Raw genomic sequence first — 12,448 nt, 5'->3', positions numbered from 1 at the left:
AGGAACCCAGATGAAAAAAAACGCAAGCTTTATCATGATGGATTCCGCCCTTGCCCAGTCTTTGTACCAGGCCCTGGAGACCCTGCCGGTCCAGTCTGCCTACGCCGAGGAGCTGCGCCAGGGCCTGCGTGACCTCCTCGACGGTGACGCGGCGACCCTTGTGCTGGGCCTGGCCGGCCTCATGGACGACGGCATCTACGCCGGCGCCCTTGAGATCCACCCCAAAAGCCGGCGGGTGCTCTACGACGGAAAAGAGATCGGCCTGACCCCCAAGGAGTTTGACATCCTGCACTTTCTGGCTAAAAACAAAGGCGAGGTCTTTACCAAGGAGCAGATCTACCAGGCGGTGTGGGCCGAGGACTACCTCATGGCCGACAGCAACATCATGGCCTTTATCCGCAAGCTCCGGAAAAAGATTGAGCCCAACCCCGACGCGCCAGAGTTTATCCTGACCATCTGGGGCATTGGCTATAAGTTTACAGACCCGCGCTCCTGAAAGCCGGACGCGCAAAAAAACAGCGCGCGGACAGGTTCTTCCACACGCTGTTTTTTGCGCTTATTTTTCTTTCATCAGCTCTTTTTCCAGGTCGGCCGCGTACCGGGCCTGCTGCTTTTTCAGGTAGGGGCCGATAAAAGCGCGCATGAAAAACTTTTTGGGCGCGGCCTCCTCGGTAAAGGTTAAGACTGCCTGGCCGTCCTCCTCGCTGAAAAGGCCCTCCCACCGGCCCTTCATATTGCCGTTTTCCATATCAAAGGCATAGCGCTTACAGGGCTCCAGGGCTGTGATCGTAAAAAAGGTGGGGTAGCCCTTTGCGGTGTACTCCACAAACCGCCTTTCGTCCAGAACCTCGATCCGGCTCAGGTCGCTGCGCCAGCCGCTGTTTTCATTGTCGGTCACGACCCGCCACAGGGCGGAGACGCTGCAGGGTAAACTAATTTTCAGCTTTGCTTTTGCCATCTCTGTCTCCTTTCCTAACGCCTATTTGGCCAGCAGTTTTTTCAGCTGGCCCTCGTTTAACAGGTGGACGGTCTCGAACCGTCCGTCCTTAAAAACAGCCCAGTTGTTAAACACGCAGGGCACTGCCTTGGCGGCCTCCAGGCTGTCCACGGCCACCAGCTCCAGAGGGATGCCGTTGGCCTCGCAGTAGCCCTTTGCCTGCTCAACGCAGTTTGGGATAAAGGGGCACTGCATACCGTAGTAAATGGTCAGCTCCTTGCCCGGAATGGCTTGTTTTTTGACATTCTGGGCAAAGCGGGGCAGGCTCCCATCAAAGGACAGGGCCAGAAGCTCGTAGCCGTCGTCTGTGGTGTCAACGGTCTCGAAACCATATTTCATAAAAAACTTCTTATCTGCCATAAAAGGCTTTTTCTTTCTGGCGCTCAGCACGCACACACCGGATTTCCCGCGCGCTTTTGCGTCCTCGATGCAGTAGTCCAGCAGCGCGGCCCCGTGGCCCTTTCCTTTAAAAGACCCGGCCACCCACAGGCAGTAGATATACAGGTAGTTGTCCCCCAGCACCGGCGTCCAGGCAGTCTCGAGGGGCGCGTACTCGATAAAGACCTTCCCCCGGTCATCCAGCTTCCTGAAAACATGGCCCTCGTCCAGCCGCTCCCGCAGCCATTTCTTTTTTGCCGCCACACCGCACTGATGCTTTTTGTCGGCTATGGCACAGCACACATGCTGGCTGTCCAGGTTTTCGGCTGTCAGATTAAGATACGCTTCACTCATTGATTTCCTCCCTCTTTTGCCTTTTGGCTCTTTGTACCATTATACCAAAAAAACCTGACAATGTCTGTCAGGTTTTTCAGGGTGTCGAAAAGTCAAAATGTGGTTGTAAAGTTAAAGCAAGAGGCAATTTCAATGGAGAATTGAGAATGCAGAATGGAGAATTAGAGGAACAAAATGCTGTGCATTTTGATTGGATTTGCGGCCAAAGGCCGCTGTTTCAATCGCTTTTTCGTCAGAAAAAGGGGTCAATCATTCTCCATTCTCAATTCTTCATTCTCCATTAAACAATCCTCCCTTTAACGCTTCACCTCTTCATAATAACATTTGTCTACACTCTGAAAAACCTGACAATGTCTGTCAGGTTTTTAAAGATCGTTACTGGACGACTCAGGCGTGGAGCGATCAAGCCTCGTCCCCGCCGATAAAGACGCGCAGGGCGTTAAGCACCTCAAACTCACGCTCGCCAAAGCCATAGCCCACCCGGTGGATACGCATGGCGGGAAAACCGTCTGCGGGGCTGGCCAGCTCTGCCAGAATGGCCGCGCCGGTCGGCGTCACGGCCTCGCCCCCGGCGCAGCGGGCGTAAACCTCAAAGCCTGAGCCTGCCAGAATCTCGGCGGTGGCTGGCGCCGGCACTGGCAGGACGCCGTGGGCGCACGCCACAAAGCCCTGGCCTGTGTTCACCGCAGAGGCCAGAATTTTATCCGCTGCCACCGCGTGGGCGCAGATGGCCGCGCCCACAATGTCCACAATGGAATCTACGGCCCCCACCTCATGGAAATGGACCTTTTCGGGCGGTACGCCGTGTACCTTTCCTTCCGCCTTTGCCACCCGGCCAAACATGGACAGGGCTGTGGCCTTGACCGGCGCGTCCAGGCTGCTGCTTTCAATCATCTCCTGAATCTCCGCAAAATGGCGGTGGCAGTGCTCCTCCCGGCCGGCGGCCACCCGGCAGCTGGTGCCGGTGATCCCCCGCTTTTTTGTCTTTTCAATCTCAAGGTGAAAGCCAGGCAGGCCAAGCTTTTCAAGCTCCTGCCGCAGGGTCTCCGGGCTCACGCCGCAGTCCAGAAAGGCCCCGAGGGTCATATCGCCGCTGATGCCCGCAAAGCAGTCAAAATACACGATTTTCATGAATGCCTCCTAAAGCTGGTTGATTTTCGAGGCCATACAGGCCGCCCCAAAGCCGTTGTCGATGTTGACCACGCCGATGCCGCTGGCGCAGGAGGTCAGCATGCCCAGCAGGGCGGAGATGCCGCCAAAGTTGGCTCCATAACCGATGCTGGTGGGCACAGCGATCACTGGCTTGTCCGTGAGACCACCGACCACTGAGGCCAGCGCGCCCTCCATGCCTGCCACCACAATGATGACCCGGGCCCCGTTGATGACCTCCACGTTGTCTAAAAGCCGGTGGATTCCGGCCACGCCCACATCATACAGCCGCCGCACCGCGTTGCCCATGACCATGGCGGTCACAGCTGCCTCCTCAGCCACCGGGATGTCCGAGGTGCCTGCGGTCACCACTGCGATATATTCCTCGGATACCGGGTATTCCTGGCGCTTGACCACCACCGACCGGGCGTCCTTGTAATAGACGGCGTCTTCGGTCAGCTCCCGGATGGCCGCGTAGACCTGCTCATCGGCCCGGGAGGCCAGGATATTGCCTTTTGTGCGCGCAAGCATATCGGCCACAATGCCCTGGATCTGCTCAAGGCTTTTCCCGGGGCTGTAGATAACCTCAGGAAAGCCGTTTCTCAGCTCTCTGTGATAATCCACCTTGGCGTATTCCAGATCTTTGTAGGGCATTTCCTGCATTTGCTCCAGGGCGTGCCCGACACCCATGGCGCCAGAGCGCACCGCGGTTAAAATGCGTTCCATTTCTTTTTTTGTCATTTCATTTTACCCTTTCTCCTTTAATGTACCCGCCGCAGACAGACACCGCCCGCGAATCCCAAAATCCTCGGATTCGCGGGCGGTCACACTGCTGAAGAGGGGATGCTGTTTACAGGCTATGCCTGGTATTCCACAATACTGAGGGCCAGCGCCGCAACCTTCTGGGCTGCGAACTTGCCGCCCGGGATGGCCCGGGTCAGGTGCGCGGCTTTTTCCACAATATCTGCCGCCTCCGCGGGGTCATGCTTCTTCATGGCAGCCGCCACAGCCGCGGGCACGGTCACATTCAGAATACTGCAGGCGCACAGGGCCAGCTCATCCATGACCGCTGCGCCCAGAGGCACGGCCCAGGCCACATCCTGACATTCCCCTTTCACAACCCTGGGAATAATATCATGGACAAAGCCGTCCATTTCGGCCACGTTGTCGCCCACAGTCACAGTGATGTCAACCGAGGGGTCAAAGGACCAGTATTTCTGGGCCAGCTTAGAGGTTCTGCGGGCAGCAGGCTCAATCCGGCGCACCTTGATGCTCACCGGTTCGCCCACCATGCCGGAGAGCAGGACACCCGCGTTCTTTTCAACCTCTGCGATGCGGTCGTCGTCAAATTTGGAGACGATGTCTTCCAGGCTGGTACCTGTCATCATCTGATCATAGGCGTACTCTGCCCGGCGGTGGATGGCCCAGGCCCTTGCCGGCTCGGTGGCGTCGATGAGCATATTGGTCACCGGCCCGCGCCACAGCTCATTGGCCTTGCGGCAGATGGTGTTAATGCTGAGCTGGGCCACCTCCGGATCAAAGGAGCAGGCACTGCGCTCGGCCACGATTTCCTGCCCAGTTTTGGCCGCGTCGCCGCCGTTCTTGATCAGGGCTTTCATGCCGATGACCGCGTAGGCGCCCACATGGCCCAGGGGCGCGTTGACCGGCCCGCCGGAAAAGCCCGCGATGCCCTCCTGGAAGCAGGAAAAGATTTCATCAAAGGCCATCATGCCAATGACCGACGGGGCGCCAATGTCCTTGAGGATCAGGCCCACATCGCCCACCAGCTTGGCGGTGTCCACTGCCTCGCCCGTTACCTTGAAGTGCACCTCTTCCGGCAGTCCTGCGGTAGCCACCGCGGATTTCCCCACCAGATAGGCCGAGCTGGTGCGCCCGTAAACGCCCTCGCCCTCTGGCACCTCGGCGTCGGGGTGGATGATTTCAAGAATCGCCGCTGCGCCCAGCACTGCGGCGGTGAAGGGATGGGGAACCATCACTGCCCCTGCCATAGCGTCCAGCATGGCCTGGGTGCCGATGCGCGCGCCGTTGACCGCCAGCTCAGGCCAGACATAGTCCTCGCCCAGGGCGCTGTGGCCGTAGAGCGGGCCGCCGCCAACGTTCATGGGCACATTGCGCCCGTCCAGCGTGGAGAGGGTTCCCTCCAGCATGGCCTTGTTGATGGCCAGCACCGCCGGGAACGCGGAGATTTTATTGTTCATCTTGGCGGTCGGGATGGCTGCCACGCCGCTGCGGTCCACGCCGGCCAGCATGCGGGCCGTGGCTCCCAGCTTCCGGTTGCCCGCCGGAATGCCTACCTGGGCGGCAGAGCCTGCCAGGTACATGATGCAGGCTGTGATCAAGGCCGCGTTGGCCCCATCGGCGCCGGATTTCTTGGCGACCTTGACAGCCTTTTCCATGATGTCGTCGATGGGCAGGCGTCTGGCGTCCGCGAACTCAATGGAAAGCTTTTCCCCTTTTAACAGCTCGTCTGTAATCACATTGGCAACAGTGTGGATGGCCATGTTGACCATGCCGTGACCCCCAGCCAGGGCCTCGATCCGGTCGTTGGTCAGATTTGAAATATTGGATACCGAAGCCATCTCAACCGCAGAGATCACTCTGCATTTTGCGTTATCATTCATGATACTACCTCCTGAAAATTCCTTTAAATTTGAAATACACTTTTTTCACTGTCCAGCAATGCTGAAACCGCCATATGATAAGCCGCTTCGTAGGTCACGGGCTTATGCCACTTTTCATAAACCGCCTCCCGCAGCGCCACTACACTGTCGTGCTCGGGCCGCAGGCTGCCGCTCTCAAATTTCTTGCCCTCCACGGTAAAGTGGAGCGTCTCTCCCTGAAAACAGAGTTCCACGGGGCGCTTCAGCCTCTCATTGTACTGATAGCGGTGCACTGTGTCCATGCGGTGCCAGCCGCCGCTGGTCAGCTCCCCGGCAATGGCCTCCTCTACCCTGTCTGCCGAATCCGGCCTGCAGTCGATAAAAAACAGATAGGACGGCCGGTTTTTCTTGGTGATGGCCGGCACCACCTGCACGTTCGCGGCCCCGGCGGTGTAGAGATGGCCGATGGCCTGCCCGACGCACTCGCCGCTCAGGTGGTCGGCCTGTACCATAAAAACAAGTCCGTCTTTAGAATGAATGTCCATTGCTCCCTCCTTTTCCTGATGCAATCGCTCTCTTAATTCATTTTAGCATCATTTTCCTCTAAAACAAGTTGTTCACAAATTTATGAGCCACTCATAAATTAATGAGTAATGGGGAAATCTTAAATTCTTCTTTTTGCTGGCCGGATTTATGTTAGAATAAACTTAACAAATAAGAGGAGGCGCTTATGAAATACCAGCACAAACTTGAAAAAGAAAGAATGTGCCCCATTGAGCACGGACTGGAGGCCTTTGGCGGCAAATGGAAAGCCCGCATCATCTGCGTTCTGTCCACCGATGATACCATGCGCTATAAACAGCTGAAAAAAGAGCTGAGCAACATTACCGATACGGTCCTGGCCGCCATGCTCAAGGATCTGATCGCCGACGGCCTTATTGCCCGCACCCAGTACAATGAGATCCCCCCAAGGGTTGAGTACGCCCTGACCGATAAGGGCCGGTCTGTCCTGCCCATTCTCCAGAGCATCTGCGCCTGGGCCAAGGCCCATACCACCAGAGACCTGGAGGCAGAGCTGCCCTCCTGCAAAAGCTGCAGCCAGCTGCCCTGATGCCGCCCCTGGGGTATCGGCCTGCTGATGTAAACATTTTCTTACCTCCATTGTAACACGTATTTCATTGAATGCAAGTCATTTGCCTTCAGCGCATTATCGCTAAATCTTTCGTTAAGCTTTTGTCCATAAATACAAAAAGACCGGCGCAAAATTGCGCCGGTCCTGTGGCTTTCCTGCTATCGCTTTCTTCTTTTGTCTTTTTCCTTCATAAAACGCCGGGCGTTTTTCATGCCGCCCACGCTCTCAAACATCCGCTCAAGCTTCTTGGCCTCGATCTGCCTCGAATTCAGCCCTTCATAGCCTGCTTCCTTTTTCAGCTTCTGGTAGCTCGCGAACCGGTCCGCGCCCAGCGCGCCATCCTCCACTGCCCGGAGTACCGCGCAGCCCGGCTCGGTGGTATGGGTGCAGTCCCTGAACCGGCATTCCTCTGCCAGGGCCTCGATGTCGGCAAAGGCTCTGTCCAGGTCTGCGCTCTCCACGCCCAGCTCACGCATCCCCGGTGTGTCGATGACCATGGCGCCGTCTGGCAGTTTAATCAGCTCCCGCCGGGTGGTGGTATGCCTGCCCTTGTCATCGTTTCTCAGACCGCCTGTCGCAAACATTTCCTCGCCGGCCAGGCCGTTGATGAGCGTGGACTTGCCCACGCCGGATGAGCCGATAAAGGCCACGGTCTGCCCGGGCCGCATGTAGGGCATGGCGGCCTCAAAGTCTCCGCCCCCCTGGGTCGTGGTCATGATGACGTCTGCCCCGATGGCCACTGACTGCGCCTCCGCCAGGCGCTCTGCCGGATGGCCGCACAGGTCGGATTTGGTCAGAACCACCACAGGCGCTGCGCCGCTGTCCCAGCCAATGGCCAGATAGCGCTCCAGCCGCCTCAGATTAAAATCCTTGTTCATGGCCATGCAGATAAAGACCGTGTCGATATTGCTGGCAACCACCTGCTCCTCCTGGGCTGTGCCCGCCGCCTTGCGGATAAAGGCGCTTTTTCTCGGGAGCACATGGTGGATGATGGCATGGCCGCCCGCGTCGCTCTCCCGGTCCAGCATGACAAAATCGCCCACTGCGGGAAAATCCGCGGGCCCCTCCGCTTCATGCCGGAGCCTGCCGGAGACCTCGGCTATCAGCACGGCGCTTTCGGTCATAACTCTGTAAGCATCCTTGTACTGTGATACCACCCGCCCGGGGTAAAGCCCGCTGTATTCACCTGCTGCCTTTATTATCCGGTCGTTCATTCCCATCTGCTTCAATACTATTTTATTCAATGTTTTTTCCTCCTTAAAGTTGTATGATACAAACCTATGGGAGGTTTTCTGCCGCGTTACTCTGCGCAGACCTCCCGGCCTGCTGCAAGATCCGTTTTACGGTTTTTATACATAAATCATTTTCTCCTTTTCACTTATTGGTTCCGGTTCATTTTAACATATTCCGGGACAAAGGCAAAGCCCCTGGCCTGGCCCTTAAGCTTTGCCCTCAAAGGCCAAATTCCGCCGCATACCGCAGCACGCCGCTCACCGGGCCCGCGTCTTCACGCAGGCGCAGAGCCATGAAATTTTCGGGCGGCACCTCAAAGGGCGCCCGGATACCCAGCTGCTCCGCGGGAATGTAGCCCGCCCGGGGATAGTAGTCCTCACTCCCCAGCACGGTGATATAGTCATAGCCCAGGGCCTCTGCGGCCTGGCGCCCTGCCTCCATAAGCGCGCTGCCAATGCCCTGGCTCTGGTTTTCCGGCAGTACGGACAGCGGCGCCAGAACAAGCACATCCCGGCTGCCCACAGAGCCTTTGGTCAACAGGATATGCCCGACGATCCGGCCGTCCTTTTGAGCGACCAGAGAGAGCTCCGGCACAAAGGCTCCGCCCTTTCTCAGGGCAGCCACCAGGTCCTGCTCATTGCCGTCGCTGTGCTCCGCGCGCTCAAAGGCTGCCTTCACAACCGCGTAAACTTCATCATAATCCTTTTCTGTCTCCTGTCGGATAACCATCTTTCTGCCTCCGTTGTTTTATCAAAATTCCGCGCTGCCATCACGGGTTAAAAAGAATCATGTGCAGCACGGCGGTCTCATCCCCTGTATTCCTGTAGGAATGGGCGGTATCGGCCTTAAACCGCACGCTTTCACCCTTTTCCACTGTAAGCCGCTGGCCGCCCGTACAGATTTCAATACGGCCCGCAAACAGAGTGATAAACTCAGTGGTTCCTCTGAGGTGCGGCTCAGACGCCCAATAGCTGCCCTTATCCAGCTCCAGATAATAGACGGCAAAGCGGCGGTTCTCATCGTCGGGGAAAAGGGCGTAGTTCTTCACCCTTCCATCGTCCTCAAGCAGGGGCTGGAGCTCGGCTGTTTTCACGATCTCATAGGGGTTTTTGGGGCGGACGGTCAGCGCGTCAAAGGGAACGCCCATACCGTTTGAGAGCTTCCACAGGGTGGATATGGTTGGGTTGCCCTCTCCCCGCTCAATCTGCGCGAGCATGCTTTTGCTCACACCGCTCAGCCTCGCGAGCTCCTCCATGCTCAGCTTACGCTCCTCACGCAGCCTTTTTATATTTTTAGCAATGATCTGATTCATGGTATCCAAAAAAACACACCTTTCTATTGACAATATATCGCACAAGTTATATCATTATATCACACATATTGTGCGATATAATATTCACTTTGTATTATTATATAATCTAAAAGCACTTTTGTAAAGGAAAGAGGTGTGCGATTTGTTCCATTTATACGATTTTCTGCTTTACTGCTTCATCACTGCCTACACGCCGGGGGCCAACAACCTGCTCTCCATGAGCAACGCCGCCCGGCTGGGCTTTAGACGCAGCGTCCGCTTTAACCTGGGTATCCTGGCCGGGTTCACGGTCATTATGACGCTCTGTACGGTTTTCAGCGCAGCGCTCTACACCCTCCTGCCCAGGGTAAAGCTTGTCATGCAGGTTCTCGGCGGCGCCTATATGCTGTATCTTGCCTGGAAGGTCTGGAAAAGCGCGGCGGATTTAAAGGCCGAAGGCGGCAGAGAGGCCCGTTTTCTATCGGGCATGCTCCTGCAGTTCGCCAATCCCAAGATTTATATCTACGCCATTACTGCCATGTCTTTGTATATTCTGCCGGTTTACCAGTCTCCCTGGGCCCTGGCCGGGTTCACGGCGCTCCTGGCCCTCATCGGCGCGTCCGGCTCCTTTGTCTGGGCCCTGTTCGGCGCGGCTTTCTGCCATTTTTTCGCAAGGCATACCAAAGCGGTAAGCCTGGTCATGGCCCTTTTACTGGTTTACTGCGCAGTGTCGCTTTTCCTGTAAAATCAGTCTTCAACCGTCTTTGGGCAGCGGTAGCGCGGCTGTCCCTGGCTGTGCTTGCCGTACTCGATGGCCTCCCTGGGGCAGCGGCAGATGCAGGCCATGCAGTGGGTGCAGCGCTTCCCCCATCGGGGTCTTCCGTTCTCCAGGCGGATATTGGAAAGGGGGCATACCGCCTCGCATTTTCCGCAGGAAATACAGGCGTCCGTGACCCGGAACTTGCCGGCACGCACCACTGCCGGGTAAAAGACATCGTTGACCAGACCGCTCTGGATTTTATCCTTAAAAGCGACGGCCTGCCCGGGCAGGGGCTGTCCCTCCCCGATGAGCCGGGCAATACCGCTGATGGCCGGCTCGGCCCGGCCGATGATTTCCAGGGCCTCCTCCCTGCCGGGCGCGTCGTAAAGGGCAATGTAGTTTTCCGGCATCTTGACCCCTGCGCAGCCGCGAAAGCGCAGGCCTCTGGCTTCGCTCAGCCTTTTCAGATAAGCACCGGCGTTGCCGATGCTGCCGCCGCAGGTCAGCACAAAATAAATGTCCCGGGCGCCCTCGAGGGCTGTTTTCATGAGCCAGTCACGCACCACCCGGGGAATCCGCCACGCGTAGGTGGGCGCGACCACCACCCAGGGTCTTTCTGAGGACAGGGCGCTGTGGTCCTGTTTCCTTATTTTATCAAAAAGGTTCAGGGTCTCGTCCTGGATTTCCTGTCCGATCCTTTTGGCTGTGTAGGCACTGTTTCCGGTGCCTGAAAAGTATAAAATCATCTTAAACCGCTCCTTTCAAAGGCCTGGGCGCCCGTTTCCGCCGATGTGCACCACGCCGTCGTAAATCTTGTTTACCAGCTCTGCCAGGGCTTTCCACTGGGTTTCATCCGCGCTGATATAATAGTAGTTCCGGGTTCCCTCCCGCCGCATGTTCACAATGCCCGCCTCCTTTAAAATCTGGAGATGGTGGGAAACCGAGGGCCTTGTCAGGTGGGTTTTTTCGGCTATCTCACCCACCCGGATACCGGACAGGTCGCTCTGCAGCAGCACCAGCAGGATGAGCTGCCTGGTCTCATCGCCGATGGCTGTAAAGGCATTCCGGCAGGCCTCAAAGCCCTGGGTGATCTCAGCGATCCGCTCCTCACATGTTTTTTCCATAGGGCTCACTCCTATAAATACCGGACATCCAGGGCCTCACGCTGGGCTGACCGCTGGTACTTCACCGCCGGGTAGCCCAGCACCAGTGTGGTGACAGCCTTTTTGCCCCTGGGGATGCCAAGGGTTTTCCTGATCCCGCGCGACGCGCCCGCGGCTGTGGTAAAAAAGCCGCTGAACAGCACGCCCAGCCCGTTGGCCTCTGCCACAAACTCCATGTTCTGAGCCGCCAGCGCCCCGTCGATCGGGGCCTTTGCGGCAATGACAATGACGATGGGCGCGTGAAAAAAGAAAAAGTGATCGCCGATCTGGCTGCGCCGCGCCAGAGGGCTGAAAAGCCCGGCCAGAGGCTTGAGCCTGCGGAACAGCCTGACCGCCATCTGCTCGATTTTTTCCTTTTCCCTGTCCAGCACAATAAAGGAAACGTCCTGCATATTCTTCGCGGTATGGGTTATTCTTCCTGCTTCCAGCACCTGCGCGAGCACAGCCTCGGGGATTTCCCGGTCCTGGAACTGCCGGATGGTACGGCGGCGGCGGATTACGCCCAGCACCGCCTCGGGCTCCAGACGTCCGCCCCTGTCCGGGACCGGTGCCTCCCCATAACCGCTGATGGCGACCGCCGCCTTTGGGCAGACTGCCACGCAGTGCCCGCAGAGGATACAATCCTGGGCCCTTACACGGGCCTTTCCGTCCTCCAGCGCGATGTTGTGGGCCACGCAGTCCTTTTCGCACAGGCCGCAGCCGATACATTTTTCCCTGTCAATTTTAATGTGATGTTGATTGATGACTTCCACCTTCTTTCGTTAACATTCTTTAACCATTATAGCAGATCGAATAAATTGTGCCACATTGGTAAAGAAAGTCGTTACCATTAAAAATGTTCCTTAAGCGCTGCGATCCAGCCCTCGATGGCCTCGGCCAGCATAAACTGCTGCCGCAGCACAGCCTTGCCGGTTTCGGGGATCTCCGGCAGGTTTTCCTTCAGCGCCATATTTTCTTCCAGATCGCCCTTGAGGTTTTTTATGTTCGCCTCAATGTTGTCCAGGCACTGCTTCTGATCCGCGGGCGTAAGGCTGTCCAGATTGACGATGACCGCGTTAAAATCCAGAAAAATATTGATGGGTTTACAGGCGATTTCCGACATCAGCTTCTCAAATTCCCTTTCACCCGCGCTGGTCAGGGAATAGACGGCCTTCTCCGCCATTTTTCCCTCCCTCACAGCATTGCTTTTAATATACCCCTTTTCTTCAAGCTTTATGACCTTTTTATAGATGGAGGGCGTGCTGATTTTTACCCATCTGGATATGTTTTGGTATTCTACCTGCTTTTGGATATCATAAGCGCTCAGGGCTTCCTTTCTGAGCATGCCGAGTACAATCAGATCAATGGTTGCCATAATAACCTCCTCTTTC

Annotated in this window: 16 protein-coding genes; 3 read left to right on the top strand and 13 right to left on the bottom strand. The window is 56.7% G+C overall.

Going from position 1 to position 12,448, the window contains the following annotated elements:
- Positions 1 to 10: 10 nt before the first annotated feature.
- Complete coding sequence (locus tag FYJ53_RS06765) at positions 11 to 496, top strand: winged helix-turn-helix domain-containing protein (RefSeq protein WP_154557237.1); 486 nt, start codon at positions 11 to 13, stop codon at positions 494 to 496.
- Positions 497 to 556: 60 nt separating this feature from the next.
- Here the strand turns inward: FYJ53_RS06765 and FYJ53_RS06760 are convergent, their stop codons facing one another.
- The 6 genes from FYJ53_RS06760 to larC (FYJ53_RS06735) form a co-directional block, all read right to left on the bottom strand.
- Positions 557 to 958 carry an SRPBCC family protein gene (locus FYJ53_RS06760; protein WP_013379768.1) on the bottom strand — a complete coding sequence of 134 codons (402 nt, stop codon included), beginning with the start codon at positions 956 to 958 and terminating at the stop codon, positions 557 to 559.
- Positions 959 to 979: 21 nt separating this feature from the next.
- Entirely contained in the window at positions 980 to 1,729 is a 750-nt protein-coding gene (locus tag FYJ53_RS06755; protein ID WP_013379767.1) for a GNAT family N-acetyltransferase, read from the bottom strand.
- 402 nt (positions 1,730 to 2,131) lie between these two features.
- On the bottom strand, positions 2,132 to 2,860 hold the full coding sequence (larC, locus tag FYJ53_RS06750) for a nickel pincer cofactor biosynthesis protein LarC (RefSeq protein ID WP_013379764.1): 729 nt from the start codon (positions 2,858 to 2,860) through the stop codon (positions 2,132 to 2,134).
- A 9-nt stretch (positions 2,861 to 2,869) separates the two neighbouring features.
- Positions 2,870 to 3,619 (bottom strand): nickel pincer cofactor biosynthesis protein LarB, encoded by a 750-nt coding sequence (larB, locus tag FYJ53_RS06745; protein WP_013379763.1) that lies wholly within the window; start codon positions 3,617 to 3,619, stop codon positions 2,870 to 2,872.
- A 116-nt stretch (positions 3,620 to 3,735) separates the two neighbouring features.
- Positions 3,736 to 5,520: a hypothetical protein gene (locus FYJ53_RS06740; protein ID WP_013379762.1), complete on the bottom strand. Its 1,785-nt coding sequence runs from the start codon at positions 5,518 to 5,520 to the stop codon at positions 3,736 to 3,738.
- A 23-nt stretch (positions 5,521 to 5,543) separates the two neighbouring features.
- Positions 5,544 to 6,044 carry a nickel insertion protein gene (larC, locus tag FYJ53_RS06735; RefSeq protein ID WP_013379761.1) on the bottom strand — a complete coding sequence of 167 codons (501 nt, stop codon included), beginning with the start codon at positions 6,042 to 6,044 and terminating at the stop codon, positions 5,544 to 5,546.
- 185 nt (positions 6,045 to 6,229) lie between these two features.
- On the opposite strand from larC (FYJ53_RS06735), the gene FYJ53_RS06730 reads away from it, so the two are divergent.
- A complete protein-coding gene (locus FYJ53_RS06730) occupies positions 6,230 to 6,610 on the top strand; it encodes a helix-turn-helix domain-containing protein (RefSeq protein ID WP_013379760.1) in 381 nt (126 codons plus the stop codon).
- Between the two features lie 179 nt (positions 6,611 to 6,789).
- Here FYJ53_RS06730 and rsgA read toward each other — a convergent pair whose 3' ends face one another.
- From rsgA to FYJ53_RS06715, 3 genes are all read right to left on the bottom strand, one after another.
- Complete coding sequence (gene rsgA, locus FYJ53_RS06725; RefSeq protein WP_013379759.1) at positions 6,790 to 7,875, bottom strand: ribosome small subunit-dependent GTPase A; 1,086 nt, start codon at positions 7,873 to 7,875, stop codon at positions 6,790 to 6,792.
- A gap of 208 nt (positions 7,876 to 8,083) precedes the next feature.
- A complete protein-coding gene (locus FYJ53_RS06720) occupies positions 8,084 to 8,593 on the bottom strand; it encodes a GNAT family N-acetyltransferase (protein WP_013379757.1) in 510 nt (169 codons plus the stop codon).
- Between the two features lie 40 nt (positions 8,594 to 8,633).
- The gene (locus FYJ53_RS06715; RefSeq protein WP_337926963.1) at positions 8,634 to 9,176 is read right to left on the bottom strand and encodes a helix-turn-helix domain-containing protein; all 543 of its coding nucleotides are present in this window, start codon (positions 9,174 to 9,176) and stop codon (positions 8,634 to 8,636) included.
- Between the two features lie 142 nt (positions 9,177 to 9,318).
- Here FYJ53_RS06715 and FYJ53_RS06710 point away from each other — a divergent pair, with 142 nt between their 5' ends.
- Complete coding sequence (locus FYJ53_RS06710; RefSeq protein ID WP_013379755.1) at positions 9,319 to 9,900, top strand: LysE family transporter; 582 nt, start codon at positions 9,319 to 9,321, stop codon at positions 9,898 to 9,900.
- Between the two features lie 2 nt (positions 9,901 to 9,902).
- Here the strand turns inward: FYJ53_RS06710 and FYJ53_RS06705 are convergent, their stop codons facing one another.
- The 4 genes from FYJ53_RS06705 to FYJ53_RS06690 form a co-directional block, all read right to left on the bottom strand.
- Entirely contained in the window at positions 9,903 to 10,661 is a 759-nt protein-coding gene (locus FYJ53_RS06705; protein ID WP_013379754.1) for an EFR1 family ferrodoxin, read from the bottom strand.
- Positions 10,662 to 10,676: 15 nt separating this feature from the next.
- Positions 10,677 to 11,039: a helix-turn-helix transcriptional regulator gene (locus FYJ53_RS06700; protein WP_013379753.1), complete on the bottom strand. Its 363-nt coding sequence runs from the start codon at positions 11,037 to 11,039 to the stop codon at positions 10,677 to 10,679.
- Positions 11,040 to 11,050: 11 nt separating this feature from the next.
- Positions 11,051 to 11,830: a nitroreductase family protein gene (locus FYJ53_RS06695; RefSeq protein WP_013379752.1), complete on the bottom strand. Its 780-nt coding sequence runs from the start codon at positions 11,828 to 11,830 to the stop codon at positions 11,051 to 11,053.
- 77 nt (positions 11,831 to 11,907) lie between these two features.
- Complete coding sequence (locus FYJ53_RS06690) at positions 11,908 to 12,432, bottom strand: PadR family transcriptional regulator (RefSeq protein ID WP_013379751.1); 525 nt, start codon at positions 12,430 to 12,432, stop codon at positions 11,908 to 11,910.
- Between the last annotated feature and the right edge of the window lie 16 nt (positions 12,433 to 12,448).

Origin of the sequence: Eubacterium sp. BL-380-WT-2B, assembly GCF_009696115.1 — a bacterium.
GTDB lineage: Bacteria > Bacillota > Clostridia > Eubacteriales > Eubacteriaceae > Eubacterium > Eubacterium callanderi.
This window is presented reverse-complemented; position numbering and strand designations above follow the sequence as displayed.

Bases quoted from the DNA above. Each gene is read 5' to 3' on its own strand.
- FYJ53_RS06765 (WP_154557237.1), top strand. From the start codon at position 11: ATGAAAAAAAACGCAAGCTTTATCATGATGGATTCCGCCCTTGCCCAG.
- FYJ53_RS06760 (WP_013379768.1), bottom strand. From the start codon at position 958: ATGGCAAAAGCAAAGCTGAAAATTAGTTTACCCTGCAGCGTCTCCGCC.
- FYJ53_RS06755 (WP_013379767.1), bottom strand. From the start codon at position 1,729: ATGAGTGAAGCGTATCTTAATCTGACAGCCGAAAACCTGGACAGCCAG.
- larC (WP_013379764.1), bottom strand. From the start codon at position 2,860: ATGAAAATCGTGTATTTTGACTGCTTTGCGGGCATCAGCGGCGATATG.
- larB (WP_013379763.1), bottom strand. From the start codon at position 3,619: ATGACAAAAAAAGAAATGGAACGCATTTTAACCGCGGTGCGCTCTGGC.
- FYJ53_RS06740 (WP_013379762.1), bottom strand. From the start codon at position 5,520: ATGAATGATAACGCAAAATGCAGAGTGATCTCTGCGGTTGAGATGGCT.
- larC (WP_013379761.1), bottom strand. From the start codon at position 6,044: ATGGACATTCATTCTAAAGACGGACTTGTTTTTATGGTACAGGCCGAC.
- FYJ53_RS06730 (WP_013379760.1), top strand. From the start codon at position 6,230: ATGAAATACCAGCACAAACTTGAAAAAGAAAGAATGTGCCCCATTGAG.
- FYJ53_RS06720 (WP_013379757.1), bottom strand. From the start codon at position 8,593: ATGGTTATCCGACAGGAGACAGAAAAGGATTATGATGAAGTTTACGCG.
- FYJ53_RS06715 (WP_337926963.1), bottom strand. From the start codon at position 9,176: ATGAATCAGATCATTGCTAAAAATATAAAAAGGCTGCGTGAGGAGCGT.
- FYJ53_RS06705 (WP_013379754.1), bottom strand. From the start codon at position 10,661: ATGATTTTATACTTTTCAGGCACCGGAAACAGTGCCTACACAGCCAAA.
- FYJ53_RS06700 (WP_013379753.1), bottom strand. From the start codon at position 11,039: ATGGAAAAAACATGTGAGGAGCGGATCGCTGAGATCACCCAGGGCTTT.
- FYJ53_RS06690 (WP_013379751.1), bottom strand. From the start codon at position 12,432: ATGGCAACCATTGATCTGATTGTACTCGGCATGCTCAGAAAGGAAGCC.